Source organism: Undibacterium sp. TJN19 (assembly GCF_049339485.1).
GTDB lineage: Bacteria > Pseudomonadota > Gammaproteobacteria > Burkholderiales > Burkholderiaceae_D > Undibacterium.
Genome location: NZ_JBMPPL010000001.1, coordinates 1296399 through 1314785, shown reverse-complemented (window position 1 = coordinate 1314785; position 18387 = coordinate 1296399). Strand labels below are relative to the sequence as shown.

Below are 18387 nucleotides of genomic sequence, written 5' to 3'. Positions count from 1 at the left end.
CATCTGAATATCTGCGCATCAATGCTTGTGTTGTGATGTCATCTCACCCGCCATCGTGAAATTGACAGTCTGGCTTTCAAGTACCACGTGATTGGGGTCAGCAAGATCGAGCCTGACCTTGTGCGGCCCTGGCGCTAGGCCAACGAGGATGAGAGGCTCTTTGCTGGTGTACACCCACAGCCATTGGTTGTCATCGACTGGTATATGCAGGTGACCAATAACAGGAATGCGTTTCTTTGCTTCCGGGCCAAAGGCCGGGTCTATGCTCAGGTTTTCGGTATGGAATGTAATGATCACCGCACCTTCCAGTACAGCCGAGTTGGTGGGCGAGTCGATGACCAGATGCGGTGTCTCTGCCAGGGTGGGTGCAGACAGGGCTTGCAGGGTTAGTGTCAGGCCAAGTGCGCAGGCCAGAGGTGGGTAGATCAATCTCATATTTTCTATTCTGTTCAGATGGTCACGGACGGCGACCGATGCCGTCGCAGTTGATCAAGATTCAAGCAGGGATTTGTCATGAACAATTTTTTTGATAGCGCACGCTGGGCTGCCTGTAGCGCGCCCAATGGGCAGAGAGCTGGCGAGAGTATGCCTGGTTCGCCGGCATCATGGCCATGCTGAATCTGGTCTTCATACTGATTTCTTTCAGTGCCGAAAAAGAAAAGACATTCAGCATGTTCCAGTTCAGCATGCAGATGAGCTGGTACACGGGTGGTTTGTTTACCACGGCAATTATCTTCGCAGGGCGGTATTTCAGGCACATGGTCAACCCGGGTGCCAGCCTGATCGCCCTGATGCGCCCGGCTTCCATTTTTGAGAAATGGCTGCTGGCTTTTGTCATCATCAGCATCCTGTTTCCATTGGCATAAAAGCCTGAAGTTTTCTAACGTCCACTCAGTTGATATTTCTGGCAGTTTGCCGCTAGCTGATGCCGACTTGAGTCTGGAAATTTCAGATTGTGAGCCATATCTTAGTATGGAAAGTTTCACGGTCAGTCACCTCAAACTCACATCGGCCTGCCAAATGCTGTCAAAGGAGAGAAGACAGGGGGCAGGTTTAACTTTAGGTGCTGGTGTGGAAATCAAACGACTTGATGTGACCATGCAGCAAGGCTCGCTAAATTTTTCTGCAACGACGATCCCGCAGCAAATTCAACTGAACATCGGTGATGACGTAATAATCACCGGGCAACGGGCGTTTTTAAAGTTGGCACAATTCACCAATAATTTTTGATGCAGCGATAGCGCGACTTGGCAATGTAAAGGAGTGGCGCCTGCAATTATCTGGCGCCACTCTCTTGCTTACCCTGCCGAGTCGCCGCACAACGCGGTAGATTTCACCGGCCCGTGCAGCTGACCGCGCAACCATGCCAACGCCAAGTCAACATGCGGCCCCGGTATATGGCCAGCACTGCGGACGAGGTGGTAAGTATGCCCGGGCAGGGTAGGGCCAAAGGGCTGCACCAGTCGCCCCGCCGCGATGTCGTCCGCCACCAGTTCAAGGCTCAGCAGGGCGATACCCTGGCCAGCCAGTGCCGCCTGGATGGCATGGCCTTCATCTGAAAAAACAAGCTGGCCGCGACCTGCCTTCCACGGTAAACCTGCTGCCGCGAACCAGTTCTTCCAGGTCGGGTTGAAGGGATGTTCGTGCGTCCATTTGAAATCAATCAGCGAAAGCTGCTTGAGATCTGCCTGTCCAATAGAGCCAAGCCGGGGGCTGGCCACAGGCGCAAAGCAGTCGGTGAAAAATGGTTCCGCCACCATGCCGGGATATGGCCCCCGACCATAACGTATCGCTATGTCAGCAGCGTCAGCCTCAAGGTCAACTGCCTGGTCAGAAGCATGCAGTTCAAGGTCAATTTCAGGGTGTAACTGTTGAAAGCCCGTCACCCTTGGTGCCAGCCAGCGTGCCATGAACGCATTGGTGGTTGAAATGACGATACGGCGGCGCGCCTGCGGCTTTCCCAAACCTTGCAGTGCCGTCTCAAAAGTATTGAAGCCATCGCGCAACACCGGATACAACTCCGCCCCGGCGTCCGTCAACACCACCTTGCGCACCTGCCGCTCGAACAGGCACAGGCCAGTGTATTCCTCAAGAAGACGAATCTGATGGCTGATCGCCGTCGGCGTGACAGCAAGTTCGTTAGCAGCCTGCTTGAAACTGCCATGGCGGGCCGCCGCTTCAAACGCGCGTAATGCTGAGAGGGAAGGCAGTCGCCGCATTGTAGTTATGGATGCAAATAAAGATAACAGATGAGAAGAACAGATGAGAATAACTCATGTTATGCCTGACAACTTATCGTTTGTCAACGCAAGGGCGCACGACTATCTTCTCGCTACGGCCCCGGCAGGCCGGACACCCTTCCCTTACTCTCACGAAAGGAGCAATCATGCTCGAACGAATTGTTACCCAACCAGACAACTACGAACCCTATCTGCTTTCTCAGGCAATCAAATTCGGCAACCTGCTGTTTGTCTCCGGCCAGGCAGGCGCAGACGATGATGGCAAGATCGTCGCTGGCGGTTTCCGCACCCAGGGTGAACAGGCGTTTGCCAATCTCAGGCGCGCACTCGAAGCAGGCGGGGCCAGCCTTGCAGATGTCATCAAGGTCACCATCTTTGTCACCGATATGGGCAACTTCAACGAAGTGGTAGAACTGCGCCGCCAGTTTTTCACTGCACCTTATCCGGCCGACACCATCGCTGAAATCAAGGCATTGTACGACCCCGCTGCCATGATAGAGATCGAAGCCATTGCCGCTGTTCGTCCTCACAGTGGGGTTTGATATGCGTATCACCAATACCCATGACACCCATCAGCACGACTGCCTGTTCGAGCAACTGACCATAGGCCGCATGGCACTTAAAAATCGCCTGGTGGTCGCCCCCATGACACGCGTCAGCGCAACCGATGACGATTGTGCGACAGAGCGCATGGCGCGTTATTACAGCGCTTTTGCCGAGGGCGGTTTCGCACTCATCATCACCGAGGGCATCTATACCGACAAGGCATATTCACAAGGCTACCGCAACCAGCCCGGCCTGTCAGACGACATCCAGCGTGATGCCTGGGCCGCCGTGACTGACCGCGTCCATCAAGGCGGCGCCCGCATAGTTGCCCAACTGATGCACGCAGGTGCGCTCTCGCAGGGCAATGTTTACCGCGATGACACGGTTGGCCCTTCCGCAATACGGCCCAAAGGACAACAGATGGAATTCTATAGAGGCAAGGGTGACTACCCAATACCACGCACCATGACACACGACGAGATCGCAGAAGTGATCTGCGGCTTTGCCGACGCAGCCGCCCGCGCAAAACATGCAGGTTTTGACGGCGTAGAAATCCATGGCGCAAACGGATACCTGCTAGACCAATTCCTCACAGAAGGGACCAACCTGCGCAATGACCGCTACGGCGGCGACATCGAACGCCGCCTGCGCCTCATCATCGAAGTTGCACAAGCCATCCGTACCGCGGTTGGCCCTGAGTTCACAGTCAGCCTGCGCATATCCCAGGGCAAGGTCAACGACTTCACACACAAGTGGCGCAATGCAGAAGACGATGCCGCCCGCATCTTCGGCACACTGGCAAAGCTGCCCATCGACTACATCCACACCACCGAATTCGAAGCATGGCAAAGTGCCTTCGAAACTGGCCCCAGCCTGGCGGCACTGGCGAGACAACATGCGGGCATACTCGTCATCGCCAATGGATCACTACACGACCCCATGCGCGCAGCGGACCTGATAGCAAGCGGCCAGGCCGATGCCATATCACTCGGCCGCGGCGCGCTGACCCATGCAGACTGGCCAGCGCGGGTGCTGCATGGTGCGGCACTTGATGAATTTGACCGCGAGATACTGTTTCCGATTGCGGATCTTGCGAATGAGGATAAGTACTTGCAAAGAATAGAATCTCTGTCTAAAAAATCGCTTAAGGAGTTAAAGTAAGACTTACACTTTAAATTATGCGGTGCGCTGCCCCGCATAATTTTCCTAAAGGCATACCGCCAGAGCTGGTCATGCACGGCACAGGCCAAGTGTAGAAGATATATGCGTCGAAATCGGCTACAGCTTCGAACGCCTCAACAGCAGCTTGACTTCGCTATCGCCTATCCCAATTACTACGACTTTGACTGGAACGATTGCGGCAAAGTCGGCGACTACCAGGTCGATGGCCGCGACATCGACAACGTCGGTTTCATCAATGTACTGATCGACAAACTCATCAATGACCTCAGCACAGAAAAGACCCGGATATTCGCCATCGAGTATCCGCAGGCGGCTTCATGTTACTACGACTAGCACTGGAATCCCTAACCCGCTACCGTGCCCTGGTGGCATTATTCGCAAGCTTGCAAGTACCCTAGCTTCAGTTGCAGGTCAACACCTCGATCATGAACAGTACCAAAGTTCCGTTGGTGTCATGCAATGGCGATAGGCACGGCTTGCTGACGCCGCGCTCTGCTTCTTCGCGCAGCCATCGTATGGCATGGTAGAAGCCTTGTACGACGTTTTCTTTTGCGCGCTCAACTTCGCCACGGCGTGCAAATCCACCTTCGCCTAGCAGGCCTTTGAAGGTGGTGGCGTTTTCCAGTACCTGGTAATTGGCACAGTCGACAAAATCGGCACCGATGCTACTGACCTTGATGTTGCCTTGGTACAGGCTTCTACGCGCCTGACAGTTCGTCGTTGCGTATCACTGCCTTGATGGCATTGTCACCGATGTCCTTGGCAGATGCTTCGACGTGGGGTGGATGCCAGCGGCTCAAATACGTAATCGATATTTATAAATAATTAGCTAATTAGCTAATTGAGGTGTAATATGAAATTATATTGGATACAAAACTAGTTCTTCAAAGGGGAATTGAGATGGAAAATAATACCGTTGCTCATATTGACCTATGGCTAGTTTATGACGGGGAATGCCCAGTTTGTAAAACTTACTGCAAACACATCCGAATTCGAGAAGCCGTAGGTCAATTGCATCTTGTCGATGCGCGCTATCCAAGTGCTTTGCTTAATGAAGTCACCAAAATGGGACTCAATATTGACCAAGGAATGGTCCTTAAATTTAAGGGTGTCATCTATTACGGTGCAGATGCAATTTATGTTCTGACGTCATTGAGTACGCCTTCAGGAATTTTCAACCGCATTAATTATTATTTCTTTAGTTCGAAACTTGGCGCAAAGATCTTCTACCCATTAGGCAAGGCATTTCGAACACTGCTGCTCAAACTGCTCGGCATCCAATACATTGAAAATTTAAAGTTTGCCAGGCCAGAGCAATAATCTCTCAATTGAGAATCATGGTTACAAAACCTTCATTGCAAAGACCTTTATAAAGAGGACGAAATGAATCCCTGGCCATCCAACCTCCATCATCATCGCGCTGGCGCAACCGCAGAAGATTGCACGTCTGTCGGAGAGGGCCGATACTCACCCGCAAAATCGATTCGGTCCTTGCGATGGCAAGTGGCGCAGCGATAGGCCGGGTGCCAAACTTCCAAATGATCTGGTGCCTTGGACTGAGCTTGGAATGATGGATTCAGGACAAGAAAGTCCGCTGCTTCAGTCGAACGCAATGTAATGTGCTGGATAGACAGCTACAATTCGAACGTACCTCAACATGAAAGCAATAATGAAAACTGCCAACCAGAATTTAAGCACTTTAAAAGTCGAAAGGTCGCAGCGATATTTTAATAAGCTGAGTCTATTTTTTTACGACTTCATCTTGTACGGTGTGATTTCCAAATATGCCTGGGGCAGCTCTATCCAGCGTTTGGACGCACATTATAAAAAATACGTCTCTTCCAATCACCTCGAAGTCGGTGTTGGGACTGGGTTTCTATTAAACAGGGTTGTCTTTGATACTGCCAAGCCGAGGCTTGCGCTGATGGATCTCAGCCGTGAGTGTCTGGCAAAAACCAAATTCAAGGTTTCAAGATATGCGCCGGAAACATACATTCAAAATTTGCTGGAGCCCGTCCAGCACAAGATAGCTAAATTTGACTCCATCGCGATCAACTATGTCATGCATTGCGTTCCAGGCAGCTTCAAAGAAAAGGGCATTGCATTCAGCCATCTGCAACCACTTCTCACTGACAATAGCGTGCTGTTTGGAACATCTGTCTTATCTGAAGATGTACATAAAAATTTATTTGCAAAGCCATTCATGTGGCTGATGAATTATCTAGGCGTGTTTAACAACCGCAATGACAATGCTCGCGATCTGAAAGATTTCCTGGAAAAGAATTTTCAAGTGCTTGATTTTGAGGTGGTTGGCGTCACTGCATTTTTCGCCGTTAAAAATAAATAATTCAGTGAATGTACTTCCGGTATTTAACTATCGGGATGATCCACTGGTTTCGAAAGTTCCAGGCGACAGACCTGACATTATCTGAACGCACATATAAATTGATAAGTCCTTAGCCCAGCTTCTCCGCATTGGATTCATACCAGCCTATGCTGATGCCACAAGCAGCCATCTATATTTGACTGTATTTTCAACGGCAAGCGAGTGTCTTGCAGATTAGTGGTGATTCACTCTGAGCCGGCTGCCAGCGACGCCCAGCAGCCGTATCGGGCAATTGCCGCTGCATCACAAGATATCGGCCGACTATTCTTTGCCATCATGGGAAGGTCAAGTCCAAGCCGAACTTCCTTGCAATGACAAAGGTGAACAACCCCAGGCACAGGAGCGATAGCATGAAGATGGTAGCCACCTTGCCACTCGCAAGTAACACCGCGCGCTGCTCCTTCGCGTAGTCCTTTTCTTTCCTCCCTTGATCGTAATGCCACTTGATGGCGAAGAACATGCCCACGCCAAGCACGAGAGCCTTGAACGTAACTAGGACTATAGGAATCCATTCCATCATTTTGAGTATTTCCAGGTTATTACACAACACTAACTATCGTAAAGCCACTAGCTTAAAACCTTGCTTCAGCAGCCAGTTTTTTTGTTCAAACCATTCGCTCAGGCATCAAGGTAAGTAATTTACCGAATGCAGATGAGAGCAGAAAACCTCAACGACTTCCATGTAAGAATAGTGTCGCTGCACGTCCTAATACATACTACTTCAAAGTAATTTCCATATATGAGGACAAATTGTCTCAGTTGAAAAACACACAAGACAAAATTTGCCAACCTAGTTGCCGCGATTAGCCATGAACGATGGGCCACGGTTCTTGCAGATTGCAGATGCCTTGCAAGCGGCCATGGCCGAAGGATCGCTGAAACCGGGTCATCGTCTTCCTTCGCAACTCCAGTTGGCAGCGCAGCTGGACTTGGACCTGGCGACTATCACCTGCGCATATGACGAAGCCAGACGTTGTATTGCAAATGAGAAATTTATAAGTGTTGCATTTTATAATTTCCTGTTTACATACGTTTGTATGTAAAAACCCAAACATGTTAAAATCGCGCGCATTATGACGAGCAATTTCTCTTATAACTTCCCAGCAATTCGAGGGATACAGGCGGGGCATGAGTACTATGTCTCCATGTGTCCTATGCGCTTGTTGACAAAGTTATTCTCTTTTGATGACGAAGAGCTTGTTCCTGAGCTAAGGGCGCAGCGGTCTTTGAATAAAGCGCGCATACCTGAAATGGCTCGTTATATTGTCGAAAATAAAGATAGTTATACATTTTCTGCAATTACCGTTTCTATCGACGGGGAAGTAAAGTTCACCCCAGTTGGCACGCAAGACGTGACAAGTTTCCGTATGGGAGCTTTGACAGTCTCAATGGATGCAAAATTTATTGTTAATGATGGGCAACATCGGCGGGCAGCAATAGAACAGGCGCTACTTACAGCACCAGAGTTGGCTGATGAAACCATTGCAGTAGTTTTTTTCTTGGATAAAGGTTTGGACCGATGTCAGCAAATGTTTGCTGATTTAAATCGTTATGCTGTAAAAACCTCTGCGTCGTTAGGAATACTTTACGACCACAGAAGCATTGCTGCAAATGTCGCTCGTCATCTCAGTTTGACCTCAAAAGTATTTAATAATTTGATAGAGACTGAGCGATCTTCATTGTCAGAACGATCGCGAAAATTATTTACTTTAAGTGCATTGCACTACGCAATTATTGAATTATTACCTGAGAAAGAACTGGAAGACTTTACGGCAGCAACACAAAAATGCCATGAGTACTGGGAAGTAGTTGGTGCGCAAATACCCGAATGGATTTATGTGCGCGAATCCAAAATGACAGCAGGGGAAGTGCGGCGTGATTTTATTCATTCGCATGCGATCGTATTGCAGGCCCTTGGTAGGGTTGGCAGAACTATTTATCAATTGCCGAAATCCGATTTGAACAAATTGTTGACGAAATTAAAGAAAATTGATTGGTCACGTAAGAACGCATTGACTTGGGAAGGTCGTGCAATGATAGGCGGTTCAATGTCAAAATCAGGTCAAAATATAGTATTGACCACAAACGAAATCAAACGAGTATTAGGTTTGAAGCTAACGCCTGAAGAACAAATTGCTGAAGAGGCATTGCAGGCACGTAGCCCAAATAAAGTAGTAAGGAAAAATAAAAAGTGATAACTTCAGTTGAAGTAATTTCAAAAGAAATTCAAGAGTTATATCTTTCGGATAGCATCCCTTGGATTATCGGATATAGCGGTGGTAAGGATTCCACTGCTTCACTGCAGCTTATTTGGAACGCAGTCGCTGCTTTACCAAAAGAAAAGCGCAGCAAAGATATACACGTTATTAGCACTGATACATTGGTAGAAAATCCGGTCATAGCAACGTGGGTGATCAATTCGCTAGAGTGTATTAATCGCGCCGCCCAAGTACAGGGCTTGCCCATTGAAGCACATCGGCTTGAGCCATCAATTGAAAACCGATTTTGGGTCAATCTTATCGGGAAAGGTTATCCTGCACCTCGGAATCGTTTTAGGTGGTGTACGGACCGTTTGAAAATCAGTGCTTCTACACAATTCATTCATGATTTGTCTGAAAATCGTGGCGAAGCAATTCTTGTACTTGGACAAAGACGCGGTGAGAGTCAAGCGCGTGACAAAGTGATGGATCATTACGAAGGCAGTACTCGCGATAGATTGAGTCGCAACAAAGATCCAAAATTATCGAGGGTCTGGGTTTATCTTCCCATTGAAACCTGGTCTAGCGATAACGTATGGGAATACATCATTACTGAACCAAACCCTTGGGGCGTGGACAATCAAGAGTTGTTCAGCATATATCGCGGCGCAACGCCTGATGCAGAATGTCCCATCGTCGTAGATAAATCGACGCCGAGCTGCGGTGATAGTAGATTTGGTTGTTATGTCTGCACAATGGTATCGCAAGACAAGTCTATGCAAGCAATGGTACAGAACGACGAGCAAAAGCGTTGGATGCAACCTATTCTTGATTTTCGTAATGTCAATTTATCGACTGATGATAGGCATTTGCGTGACTTCAGGCGCATGAATGGTAGGTTGCAAGTAAATAACGGCAGGCTCGTACATGGTCCATATTTACAAAGTCATCGAGAGAAAATATTACGAGAGCTTTTGGCTACTCAGAAAGTAATTCAGGAAGCGGCGAAGGTAGCTAACTACCGTTCAATAGAATTAATTTCGATTGATGAGCTGGATGAAATTCGCCGGATTTGGTTAGAAAATAAAGGCGAAATAGAAGACATAGTCCCCAAGGTTTATGAGGAAATTTTTTCGCTTACTTATCCAGGGAAAAAAATTGAACCAGTACCGTTAGAGCGTGAAGATCTTGAACTATTAAAATCAATTAGCCAAGATGTAGACCCGCAGGCCGCAGAGGAATTGTATCGCTTGACACGCTCGCTTTTGGCAGTGCAATTTCAAACTCAGCAATCAAATAAGCGCTCAATCCATCTAGACAAATTGGAGCAGGTCCTTCAATTTCATTCCTTTAAGAATGAAGAAGACGCACTGCATTTTGCACTTGAAACTGAAAAATTGAAATTAAATAATCCTCGCAACGAATCATTGATAGAAGATGATGAGCATGACTCCTTGTTGCCGGATTAAGTACGAATATGGCAAAAATAACTTTTACAAAAATCTCCATTGAAAACCTGGGGCCATTTCGTGAGCGTCAAACTCTGAATCTAAATGTTGCGACAAACAAACCAGTAGTATTGATCAAAGCATTAAATGGTAGTGGCAAAACAACATTACTCACTGCATTGCAAATAAGCCTATACGGATATAAAGCAATTAATGCATTTCGTCGCTCTGAATACGAACAATTGATCGTCAGTCTTCAGCGAAAAGATGCGATAGGTAGTTCAGTAATTGAGGTTACGTTGGATATTGAGATTGGTAGCAAAATACAATCAGTAACACTCAGGCGCGAATGGACATTTCGCGGTAAGAATCTTATCGAAGATTTTACAGTCTTAAGTGATGGCATCAAAGATTTGGACTTTGCTGAGTCTTGGGACGATTTTATCAACAGCATTCTTCCGGTGGAACTTGTCCATCTCTTTTTGTTTGATGGCGAGAAGATTGAAGCTTTGGCCAATCCAGAGCGTTTGCCCGAGTTGTTGCGCCGTGCCACAGAGGTGTTTTTAGGTTTGGGTGGTATCGATACTTTGTCTAATGATCTTAAAGCAGTTGAACGTCGTGCAAATAGAAAAAGTGAAGATGCTCCGATTGATAATGATGAATCTAGTGTCCAGCTAAGTAATTTTCAAGATCAGCTAGAGGAACTTGAAAAACGCATTGCGATCTTAGTGCAGCAACAGGGGGATTTAAAAAATGCTGTTGAGCACGCCCAAAGTGAATTGGATAAGTTCACTGCACGTGCACAACGTCAAGGCTTGGCAGCATATCAGCAGGCTGCTGAACTAAAAGGTTCTTTGGAGTCTGCTGACAAACAGCATAAAGCAGCTCGTGCAGCTTTAGTTGATGCTGTTAGCGATCCGCTTCTCCCATTGATATGGTTAGGTCCTCTTTGGGATCAATACAAAACCCAGTGGGAGCAAGATAGTAATGCGCAGAATGCAGCCCTGTTAATAGCAGAATTCCAAAAGCGGGATAAAAGAATTCTCTCAGTATTAAGACGTGCACTGCCTGATCAAGAAAAGGCTTTAAGTCAGATACTTAAATCTGACCTGAATCAATATAAGCATGAACATCAAAGTACTGTTTTATTATTGCCTGGTGCAGATCCTGAAGAAATTCAAACCCGCCTTGATAGCTCTATAGCTGACGTAAATGACCGAGTAAAATCATTTAAGAAATTGAGTAATTTACTTGAAAGAGCAGATAAATCTGTGAGTGAGGTTCCTGCTGAAGCGCAATTGAGTGAAATATTTGAGGAATTGCAATCACGCTCAAAAGCTGTAGTTAATCTTGAGTCCCAATATCATTTGATTAGTGAAAAACTGAATCATGAGAGAGCGAGCCAAGCATTGTTAGAGAGTCGAGTAAATAGTTTACTACAACAAGTCGGAGAAAAATTTTCTGAGCGCACTTTGGAAATTAAGGGGCTACAAGCTGCAAATCGCGCAAAGCAAGTATTGAATCTTTTCAGAGAGCGATTGTTAGCCTCTAAGGCAAATTGGTTGTCCGAAATGATAACTACTGAGTTTAGTGGACTTTTGCGAAAACGTAAATTTATTGCCAAAGTTGTTGTTGATCCTACGACTTATGCTGTTTCAATTGAAGATAAAACAGGACATGCATTGCCGATGGAACGTCTTTCTGCTGGCGAACGACAAATCCTAGCAATTGCCGTTTTGAGTGCGCTCATACGTGAACGTAAGGGAACATTTCCTGTAGTTGTTGACACACCTTTAGCACGACTCGATAAGAAGCATCGCGAATCCTTAATAAGCAATTTCTTTTCAAAAATATCGCATCAAGTGATGGTTCTTTCAACTGATGAGGAGGTTGATGGAGACGCATACGAAGCCCTTTTGCCGTATGTGAGTCAAGAATATGACCTGGCATTTAATGATGACAGTCGGAGTAGTTTTGCTCGTATCAAGAACCAAAAGGTCGGAGTTGCAATATGATTGATAGGCTAAGGATTAGCGCTGCTGGAAAAAATCAGTTAATTTCTTTGAAGAGAAAAACTGGAATTGAACATTACAATGTCTTGTGTCGATATGCATTGTGCTTGTCGCTAGCGAACCCAAGCTCACCACCGAATGAAAATTACAATTATAGCGGGGGAATTGATATTGATTGGAGAACATTGACTGGTGGTAACGAGGCGTTGTATACGAACTTGCTATTATTAAGAATTAGCAACGATAATGTACTAATTAACGAAGAAGGATTGCGTCAAATTTTGGCAAGTCACATACATAGAGGGCTGTCGTATTTGTCGAGCAGAAATGATAGGGACTTACTTTTGGGGCTAGCAGGCAAATTTTAAAAAAATTGACCGTTACTAAGCGAAATAAATAAATGATATTGGCAGAACAGCCTAAACCGAAACTATTAAACTAAACATTGCTAGGTAAAGTAATGTAAGTGGCAAGTGCAGTATTTGAACTTAATAAACTAGATATTTCAAATGATGCTCCGATCTCGAAATTATTTGGCAGATTAACCCATCTGGTACCATTTTCAAGAGCTTTAACGGCATTCGAAATTTTTTGATGTAATACTCCTGCATCACTTTCAAAATGCCCGAAGGTCCCGTGCCCAAGTAAGCAATCATTACGCGCTCTATTCAGAGCAAAAAATTCGTTGATTATATTCCTTTCAATAACATATAAACTATTAGAACTTAAAAGCTCAAGTGAGGATTTTAGGTATATTTTTTCTTTAGCATAATCACCTTGAGTATATTTGAATCCTTCTTTTGTTGAGGTAATCAGATTTTCTCGGCAACAGATACTCTGTATTAACAAATCACATGCCCGATGTAAAAGCATAATTGAGACAGTAGCATTTTTCTTTTGTAATTCTATTCGAGATAACCAAAGACAATATCCTGAGTATTCATATAGTAAGTCTTCGTCCGACAAACTTTGATCTAGACTTATCTTCGCAAGGCATTCGTGAATAGGATTTAGAAATTTCCTGACCTTTGTTGTTTGAAGACTCTCAATTTGTTTTTTTAAAATTAAAATAGATTTACTAATCGGATCTGACAGCGGAGCTTTTACTGGTACCGTAAATAAGTGCAATTCTTGCATTGGTAGCAAAATATTTAAATAGTATTTGCGAACAAAATCTAATCCGAGCCTCGCGTCGGAATATGCGGGTGGTAAGCAATCATGAAGACATTTTAATTTTTTGTCGATTGCTTCAAGTTTATTCCAGTTTCCTATTTCTGATCTAAGAGTGCTCAAGCCTTGAATCGCATGTTGAAAATTTGTTTGGTTCGTCTCCCATCCAGACACGTGGAAATGTTTTGTATTTGTTTTTTCTAAGTAAAACGCAGCGCCAAAAAAGGCAAGCAACCAAAGATCATCGTTGACAATCTGGTTTTTTATAGTAAAACAAAAATCTGGAATTTCGGGAAGTTCGCTCTTATATTCTCTTAATGTTTCCAAGTCCTCTTCTTTGACAAAAAGAAGCGTTGTATTTGCGCTGAACGTACCGTCAAAGATTGAAAGATGAATACTTTTCTTAGACATAAATTATTCAAGTAATTAGGTATTAGCCGTGGAAAGAGCCGCATATAATGACTTGCTTGCTTCATCGAATTTAATTCTGGCTAAGGCAGATATTTTTTCTTCAAAAGCTATTTTTTTCTTCGCATCTGCTTCTAGTTCTATTAATTGATCCATGTCCTCTCGACTTAAGTCACGATAGCGCCAATTTCTTTTTATATCTCCCTCGGCCGCTTCCAAATACAATTCCAAGTATTCATCTGCATTTTCTTCCCCGAGTTTCAGAAGTGTACTTTCCAAACTGGCTAACTCAATTTCTGTGACATTTTTTTGAATGAAATCAGCGATTTCTTTTCTAACGTTTGTGCTCATCAGAGTGGCGAGAAGTAAATGAATCCAAGCTTTTCTTGATGTTTCATTCTGTACTATTCTTTGTCCCTCGAATATTAGGGCTTGAGTATATAAATTTGATGGCTCGCAAAATCGTGCCCCTTTTTTAAAGCAAAGTACTTCAAGACCAGCAATTAATGATTGTGCTGATATTTTCGCGGGTAATTTATACTTGCTTAATGAAGTCGCATATTCAGCCCAACTGCGCATTAAACCTTGCTGAAAAATTAATTTAAAATATATAGCGTCATCAAGGTCGTCACCTTTTATAGCTGACTCAAATTCAATTTCTGCATCTCTTGGTGCTTGTTGATCACCTTTTGTGCACCTACGATACTTATAAAGTACCTCGTTTAAATAATAGTTAATTCCGACGATGCCTTTTTGTTCTTGTTCCGTAAAGTCGAACAGTTTTTTGGTAAAGGATGCTATGAGTTCTTTATAGGGACGAGGCTCTCTAAGTAGTACGTCAAGTGGTTCGACAATTCGTGTTTCAACACGAGATTTTAGCAATGAAAATTGCTCAGTTGAAAAAGTGGAATTATCAAGTTGATCATATCCTACTGCATCTTTTGAACCGACTAATTGATCTTTTATTTCTGTCAGTTGGAGTAAAGAATGCATGTAGCCTTTGCGACTGTCACTAAATAAATACTTCGTAATACAATCAGCAATTACGGAGACCGTAGTGACCGAATATTTCTTTTGTCTTTGATATGCTGATCGACTTTCTCTTGTATTCCATTCAAGAAGTGGGAGGGCACAACGACCAGGGATTAGTTCTTCCCGTTTCCATTTATTGGCGAGAGTGCGAACTATATGAGAGGAAAGCTTTTTGTCGTCCAGTAAGACAATGAAATGCCCACTGACATCTTTTTGTTTGGAGTTGATGGTGACGAATAATTCTCTTAAATCACTATTTGTCGATGCATTGTGCGAGAGATCTCGGCGAGTAAAGAATATACAAACTGGAACTTCAATGTTTTCAATATGTTTCCGTTGGACAGGATTTGAAGCCATTCTTCTGAGCGCTTCAAACCGATGTTGTCCATCAATTACTACTAACTTAACGGCATCTGGATTGATTTTTATTGCTGCGAAAGGAATTCGATAACGAACGTTATCATCAACTTTGATCTTGTGCGGCGTGGCATTATTTGAGAGATTAAGATGCAATTGAAAGCTAGCTTTCCCAAACGTAATAATTAATTTGTTATTTTCAATAGTAGTGACAGGCTGATGTACTACAGCAGCGGGTTCATCAGTTTTTGAAGGTACTAAAGATATTAACAAAGGAGGGAAAAATTTAACCCCTTTATCGCTACTCTCTAAATATTGTGCGATCAGTTCATCATCAACACGTTTGTAATCAATATCGCGCTGAATGATTTCTTCGAAGGTTACGTTGTCGAATTCTGTTATATCAGCGGCTGTTTTAATACTTTGAAGATCACTGACTGGAATATTTGTCATTAAGTATTCTAAATCTTCACTAGATTCTGGCGTGAATGTTCCATACACGCCGTAATACTCTTTACTAAATATGTTTCCAGAGTAAAAGCTGTCTAAGTTATCCATTTTATTCCTTGATATTTAAAGGGCTTCATTCATACATTCAAAATTTTACTTAAATCTCAGGCTTAATAATTGAAATCGTTCGTCCTATGATTTTTCATTCTTTTGAAAATTCGATTCTTAACAATCTTAGATTGTGCATTTTTAATGCAAGCGCTTATCTTATTATTTGCTGATAAAAAGCTCGTTTTTCTAAATAAAAAATAGCTGATTTTTCGAATTGGAATTTAGTCGGAATTCCCTGGCGTGATTCCATGTCATCGCACATCATTGCGGTGCGGACCTGACCGACGATGATGGCATTTTCGATTAGTACTTTGAGCAGGTTGTGGCCTGTGGGGACGTGGTGGGCTCCCAGAACATTTTACTCAGGCCTTTTAAGAGTTGCTTGCTGAAGGCTCGGTTGCCTTCGTCACGCAGCCAAAACATATGCATGACTGGATAAAATCGTGGTTTCCGAGGTCTGTATTTTTACTTTTGTGACTACAGGATTGATTAGCGCTTAGCATTAAATCTGGCTGCAATCTCTTGCTTACTCTTCCGCAGCAAGACGATTTCTGATGGTGTTAACATCCTCGGTCCGCGTAAGGTACCTTGCTTCTGATTGAGTAAGGCAGTCGAAACCGTGACTGAATTTGTCTCGCCACCAGTCTTCAAAGTCTTTTCCATGTTTTGCCCTCAATTCTGCCAATTGCTCTTGCGTTGGTGTAAGTATAGCTGAATACGGTTTCCCAGTTAATACGGTTGCTCCGATTACTATGCCGCCTTCTGCTTCTATGAATCCCTTCATATTCGCAAGCGTACCGCCTTGACCTATGAAGTCATCGACGAGTACGTAATTAGCACCTTTAATAACAGTACCGTCAAAAATTGCTTGCCTGGCCATACGAGCAAAACCATTTGCGCCAGTATGTCCGACGACATTAATCTGTACTACGCTGCCGTCAGTAGGTATGCCTAATCTTCGCCCAAGTTCATCGGCAAATGCTTCTGGTATAGCGTTGACACCATCCTTTTCAAATGCATGCGCTGAGACAAGGATGGCTTGACGTCCCTGAATCAATTCTTTCAGCTCTGTTACTGCCTGCTCAGAAGTGGTTTCCTTGACTAAGGTAAACGCGGCATCTGCGTCCCCTGCTTTAGCTTCTTGATAATGGGGATGCTTTTTTACTAGTGACTCTTCTGTGTGCAGAATCACTGATGGAAAATTTTGCCATGGAGTACGGATTGGTATATTCGCATTCATAGCATTAATGTAATTTATCTAATATGATTAGGAAAGCTGTTTAGTGGATAAACGCAAAAAAGGCCAATCAAGAATGATTGGCCTTTTCGTTTTACTGTACAGACATCTCGGAGGCATCCAAAGTTAGTGCAATCACAAAGCTCGATAAATAAAGGCTCAGCGCTGATTGCAAAATTTTGGACGGGTGGTAATTGTAGTCGAAGTTATTGCAATCCGCCTCTTTTCGAGTCGGAGTTAGTGCAATCAATATTTTTGGTTAAATTAATTGCAATTTAGCAATATTTGAACTTTGATGATCTTGCCCCTACAAGGCCAAGATCCAGTGATGCCGTTCAGCAGCTTAGATTGGTAAACTCTACAGCCAGGGCGTAATTGGTTGGGAGGGTATTATGGAAAATCGAGCCTGTCTCGGATGCGGCCAACTTTTCTGCCCCCGCCCGCAGAACCCCACCCAAACCTACTGTACCAAAAAGGCATGTCAGCAAGCCCGACGAAGGCTATGGCAGCAGTTCAAGCGTGACACCGACTCCGACTATGTCGACAATCAGGCACGCGCCCAACAGGCCTGGCTGGAGCGAAATCCAGACTATTGGAAGCATTATCGTAGCGCCCATCCCCAATATGTAGAAGACAATCGCGCTAAACAACTTGTCCGTAATTATCAAAACCGCTCCTGCCTGATTGCAAAGATGGACGCGTCAAATCCACCAAACCCAGGGCTAAACGGCTTTTATCAGTTGATCCTTCTACCCAATCCGTTGATTGCAAAGAAGAACGCGTGGACTGTCTACCTCTCCCTCATATCTTCAGAAAAATCAAGACTGGCATCCTATGCAGAAGCAATGCTGGTTGCCACGCCAGTTGATCTGCTGGTCGATGGCAAGAAACCTCAGAAACTAACAGGCGTAACCAAAGAACAGGTCGCAAAAATGAAAAGAGAAATGGGAACGCCTATCGGTCTTACACTCTTTGAAATGACTGAGTCAACTACCATGCGATATATGAACGGTAAATATGTACGGGAAAATGAACATACACCTCCCAAATTTTCTCGAACGAATATAAATAGCTGGACATCTATTCAAGAAATCCCAAGCGGTCGCCTAGGTCTTCAAGCTTATACATCTTATTACGATGCCGAATGGAGTCAGCAATGGAAAGAAGCACACGTCGGTGATTTTCTAAAAAAAATTCCTGACCTTGTTCGTGAATTGGTAGCCTGTTCCGACGAAGCTGAGAGAACAAGATCGAAGGGCAAAGAGAATGCCGTTGCTGCCGATCTACGCTTTAAGGCCATGTCCGAAAAATTAACCAAGGAGCAGGATGAGAGCCGCCGAGCCAAGGCATTTGTAGAAAGTCTAGCGCCGGACTGTGTTGCGAGAGATGCCCAGTCGTCTGGCGATCTCGCGTAATGGGATCTGGTCACGAATGTGCCAGCGTCGAATAATACCTAGTAATGCCACGTCAATCACTCCTGCTTCATACTCATCAAGATAAGTAGGATTGTGTGCTAAACGTGGGTCACAATAGATGCAAATTATCCAGCAAAGTGGGAGGTGGGGTTAATTTCAGTGCAAATCAACACCAAATTCATTTCTTAAGGTGGG

The 18387-nt window shown here is 44.6% G+C and carries 19 protein-coding genes and 2 pseudogenes; 13 read left to right on the top strand and 8 right to left on the bottom strand.

The features are described 5' to 3' along the window. Positions 1–18: 18 nt before the first annotated feature. The gene (locus ACO0LH_RS05975) at positions 19–435 is read right to left on the bottom strand and encodes a DUF6130 family protein (protein ID WP_422940124.1); all 417 of its coding nucleotides are present in this window, start codon (positions 433–435) and stop codon (positions 19–21) included. A 170-nt stretch (positions 436–605) separates the two neighbouring features. On the opposite strand from ACO0LH_RS05975, the gene ACO0LH_RS05970 reads away from it, so the two are divergent. Both ACO0LH_RS05970 and ACO0LH_RS05965 read left to right on the top strand, forming a co-directional pair. Further along, on the top strand, positions 606–866 hold the full coding sequence (locus ACO0LH_RS05970; RefSeq protein WP_422940123.1) for a hypothetical protein: 261 nt from the start codon (positions 606–608) through the stop codon (positions 864–866). A 67-nt stretch (positions 867–933) separates the two neighbouring features. Then, the gene (locus ACO0LH_RS05965) at positions 934–1230 is read left to right on the top strand and encodes a hypothetical protein (protein WP_422940122.1); all 297 of its coding nucleotides are present in this window, start codon (positions 934–936) and stop codon (positions 1228–1230) included. A 68-nt stretch (positions 1231–1298) separates the two neighbouring features. Here the strand turns inward: ACO0LH_RS05965 and ACO0LH_RS05960 are convergent, their stop codons facing one another. Continuing rightward, positions 1299–2219, bottom strand: coding sequence for a LysR substrate-binding domain-containing protein (locus ACO0LH_RS05960; protein ID WP_422940121.1), 921 nt, complete (start codon positions 2217–2219; stop codon positions 1299–1301). A gap of 167 nt (positions 2220–2386) precedes the next feature. Here ACO0LH_RS05960 and ACO0LH_RS05955 point away from each other — a divergent pair, with 167 nt between their 5' ends. The 3 genes from ACO0LH_RS05955 (at position 2387) to ACO0LH_RS05945 (ending at position 4301) form a co-directional block, all read left to right on the top strand. Continuing rightward, positions 2387–2782 carry a RidA family protein gene (locus ACO0LH_RS05955; RefSeq protein ID WP_422940120.1) on the top strand — a complete coding sequence of 132 codons (396 nt, stop codon included), beginning with the start codon at positions 2387–2389 and terminating at the stop codon, positions 2780–2782. A gap of 1 nt (position 2783) precedes the next feature. Beyond that, the gene (locus ACO0LH_RS05950) at positions 2784–3947 is read left to right on the top strand and encodes an NADH:flavin oxidoreductase (protein WP_422940119.1); all 1164 of its coding nucleotides are present in this window, start codon (positions 2784–2786) and stop codon (positions 3945–3947) included. Positions 3948–4049: 102 nt separating this feature from the next. Then, the gene (locus ACO0LH_RS05945) at positions 4050–4301 is read left to right on the top strand and encodes a hypothetical protein (protein WP_422940118.1); all 252 of its coding nucleotides are present in this window, start codon (positions 4050–4052) and stop codon (positions 4299–4301) included. A gap of 67 nt (positions 4302–4368) precedes the next feature. Here ACO0LH_RS05945 and ACO0LH_RS05940 read toward each other — a convergent pair whose 3' ends face one another. Further along, positions 4369–4647: a hypothetical protein gene (locus ACO0LH_RS05940; protein WP_422940571.1), complete on the bottom strand. Its 279-nt coding sequence runs from the start codon at positions 4645–4647 to the stop codon at positions 4369–4371. Positions 4648–4868: 221 nt separating this feature from the next. Here ACO0LH_RS05940 and ACO0LH_RS05935 point away from each other — a divergent pair, with 221 nt between their 5' ends. Both ACO0LH_RS05935 and ACO0LH_RS05930 read left to right on the top strand, forming a co-directional pair. Further along, positions 4869–5288 carry a DCC1-like thiol-disulfide oxidoreductase family protein gene (locus tag ACO0LH_RS05935; RefSeq protein WP_422940117.1) on the top strand — a complete coding sequence of 140 codons (420 nt, stop codon included), beginning with the start codon at positions 4869–4871 and terminating at the stop codon, positions 5286–5288. A gap of 349 nt (positions 5289–5637) precedes the next feature. Then, a complete protein-coding gene (locus ACO0LH_RS05930; RefSeq protein WP_422940116.1) occupies positions 5638–6315 on the top strand; it encodes a class I SAM-dependent methyltransferase in 678 nt (225 codons plus the stop codon). Between the two features lie 313 nt (positions 6316–6628). On the opposite strand, the gene ACO0LH_RS05925 is transcribed toward ACO0LH_RS05930, so the two are convergent. Next, positions 6629–6874, bottom strand: a complete 246-nt coding sequence (locus ACO0LH_RS05925; protein ID WP_422940115.1) for a hypothetical protein — start codon at positions 6872–6874, stop codon at positions 6629–6631. Between the two features lie 230 nt (positions 6875–7104). Between ACO0LH_RS05925 and ACO0LH_RS05920 the strand changes: the two are divergent. The 5 genes and pseudogenes from ACO0LH_RS05920 to dndE form a co-directional block, all read left to right on the top strand. Next, a pseudogene (locus ACO0LH_RS05920) lies at positions 7105–7328 on the top strand (GntR family transcriptional regulator); the annotation flags it as partial. A gap of 99 nt (positions 7329–7427) precedes the next feature. Next, complete coding sequence (gene dndB / locus ACO0LH_RS05915; protein ID WP_422940114.1) at positions 7428–8549, top strand: DNA sulfur modification protein DndB; 1122 nt, start codon at positions 7428–7430, stop codon at positions 8547–8549. Further along, the gene (dndC, locus tag ACO0LH_RS05910) at positions 8546–10021 is read left to right on the top strand and encodes a DNA phosphorothioation system sulfurtransferase DndC (protein WP_422940113.1); all 1476 of its coding nucleotides are present in this window, start codon (positions 8546–8548) and stop codon (positions 10019–10021) included. Before dndB ends, dndC begins: the two co-directional genes overlap by 4 nt. 8 nt (positions 10022–10029) lie before the next feature. Further along, on the top strand, positions 10030–12015 hold the full coding sequence (gene dndD / locus ACO0LH_RS05905) for a DNA sulfur modification protein DndD (protein WP_422940112.1): 1986 nt from the start codon (positions 10030–10032) through the stop codon (positions 12013–12015). After that, a complete protein-coding gene (dndE, locus tag ACO0LH_RS05900) occupies positions 12012–12380 on the top strand; it encodes a DNA sulfur modification protein DndE (protein ID WP_422940111.1) in 369 nt (122 codons plus the stop codon). The genes dndD and dndE overlap by 4 nt, the downstream gene beginning before the upstream one ends. 70 nt (positions 12381–12450) lie before the next feature. Here the strand turns inward: dndE and ACO0LH_RS05895 are convergent, their stop codons facing one another. The 3 genes from ACO0LH_RS05895 to ACO0LH_RS05885 all read right to left on the bottom strand — a co-directional run bounded on the left by ACO0LH_RS05895 (position 12451) and on the right by ACO0LH_RS05885 (position 16780). Continuing rightward, positions 12451–13593, bottom strand: a complete 1143-nt coding sequence (locus tag ACO0LH_RS05895) for a hypothetical protein (RefSeq protein WP_422940110.1) — start codon at positions 13591–13593, stop codon at positions 12451–12453. 15 nt (positions 13594–13608) lie between these two features. Continuing rightward, positions 13609–15537 carry a hypothetical protein gene (locus ACO0LH_RS05890; RefSeq protein WP_422940109.1) on the bottom strand — a complete coding sequence of 643 codons (1929 nt, stop codon included), beginning with the start codon at positions 15535–15537 and terminating at the stop codon, positions 13609–13611. Positions 15538–16066: 529 nt separating this feature from the next. Continuing rightward, positions 16067–16780, bottom strand: a complete 714-nt coding sequence (locus ACO0LH_RS05885; RefSeq protein WP_422940108.1) for a phosphoribosyltransferase — start codon at positions 16778–16780, stop codon at positions 16067–16069. 389 nt (positions 16781–17169) lie between these two features. Between ACO0LH_RS05885 and ACO0LH_RS05880 the strand changes: the two genes are divergently transcribed. Beyond that, positions 17170–18192, top strand: coding sequence for a hypothetical protein (locus ACO0LH_RS05880; RefSeq protein WP_422940107.1), 1023 nt, complete (start codon positions 17170–17172; stop codon positions 18190–18192). Here ACO0LH_RS05880 and ACO0LH_RS05875 read toward each other — a convergent pair. Further along, positions 18142–18252, bottom strand: a pseudogene (locus ACO0LH_RS05875) (helix-turn-helix domain-containing protein); the annotation flags it as partial. The gene ACO0LH_RS05880 and the pseudogene ACO0LH_RS05875 sit on opposite strands and share 51 nt — an antisense overlap. Between the last annotated feature and the right edge of the window lie 135 nt (positions 18253–18387).

Bases quoted from the DNA above. Each gene is read 5' to 3' on its own strand.
- ACO0LH_RS05975 (WP_422940124.1), bottom strand. From the start codon at position 435: ATGAGATTGATCTACCCACCTCTGGCCTGCGCACTTGGCCTGACACTA.
- ACO0LH_RS05970 (WP_422940123.1), top strand. From the start codon at position 606: ATGGCCATGCTGAATCTGGTCTTCATACTGATTTCTTTCAGTGCCGAA.
- ACO0LH_RS05960 (WP_422940121.1), bottom strand. From the start codon at position 2,219: ATGCGGCGACTGCCTTCCCTCTCAGCATTACGCGCGTTTGAAGCGGCG.
- ACO0LH_RS05955 (WP_422940120.1), top strand. From the start codon at position 2,387: ATGCTCGAACGAATTGTTACCCAACCAGACAACTACGAACCCTATCTG.
- ACO0LH_RS05950 (WP_422940119.1), top strand. From the start codon at position 2,784: ATGCGTATCACCAATACCCATGACACCCATCAGCACGACTGCCTGTTC.
- ACO0LH_RS05945 (WP_422940118.1), top strand. From the start codon at position 4,050: ATGCGTCGAAATCGGCTACAGCTTCGAACGCCTCAACAGCAGCTTGAC.
- ACO0LH_RS05935 (WP_422940117.1), top strand. From the start codon at position 4,869: ATGGAAAATAATACCGTTGCTCATATTGACCTATGGCTAGTTTATGAC.
- ACO0LH_RS05930 (WP_422940116.1), top strand. From the start codon at position 5,638: ATGAAAACTGCCAACCAGAATTTAAGCACTTTAAAAGTCGAAAGGTCG.
- ACO0LH_RS05925 (WP_422940115.1), bottom strand. From the start codon at position 6,874: ATGATGGAATGGATTCCTATAGTCCTAGTTACGTTCAAGGCTCTCGTG.
- dndB (WP_422940114.1), top strand. From the start codon at position 7,428: ATGACGAGCAATTTCTCTTATAACTTCCCAGCAATTCGAGGGATACAG.
- dndD (WP_422940112.1), top strand. From the start codon at position 10,030: ATGGCAAAAATAACTTTTACAAAAATCTCCATTGAAAACCTGGGGCCA.
- dndE (WP_422940111.1), top strand. From the start codon at position 12,012: ATGATTGATAGGCTAAGGATTAGCGCTGCTGGAAAAAATCAGTTAATT.
- ACO0LH_RS05895 (WP_422940110.1), bottom strand. From the start codon at position 13,593: ATGTCTAAGAAAAGTATTCATCTTTCAATCTTTGACGGTACGTTCAGC.
- ACO0LH_RS05890 (WP_422940109.1), bottom strand. From the start codon at position 15,537: ATGGATAACTTAGACAGCTTTTACTCTGGAAACATATTTAGTAAAGAG.
- ACO0LH_RS05885 (WP_422940108.1), bottom strand. From the start codon at position 16,780: ATGAATGCGAATATACCAATCCGTACTCCATGGCAAAATTTTCCATCA.
- ACO0LH_RS05880 (WP_422940107.1), top strand. From the start codon at position 17,170: ATGGAAAATCGAGCCTGTCTCGGATGCGGCCAACTTTTCTGCCCCCGC.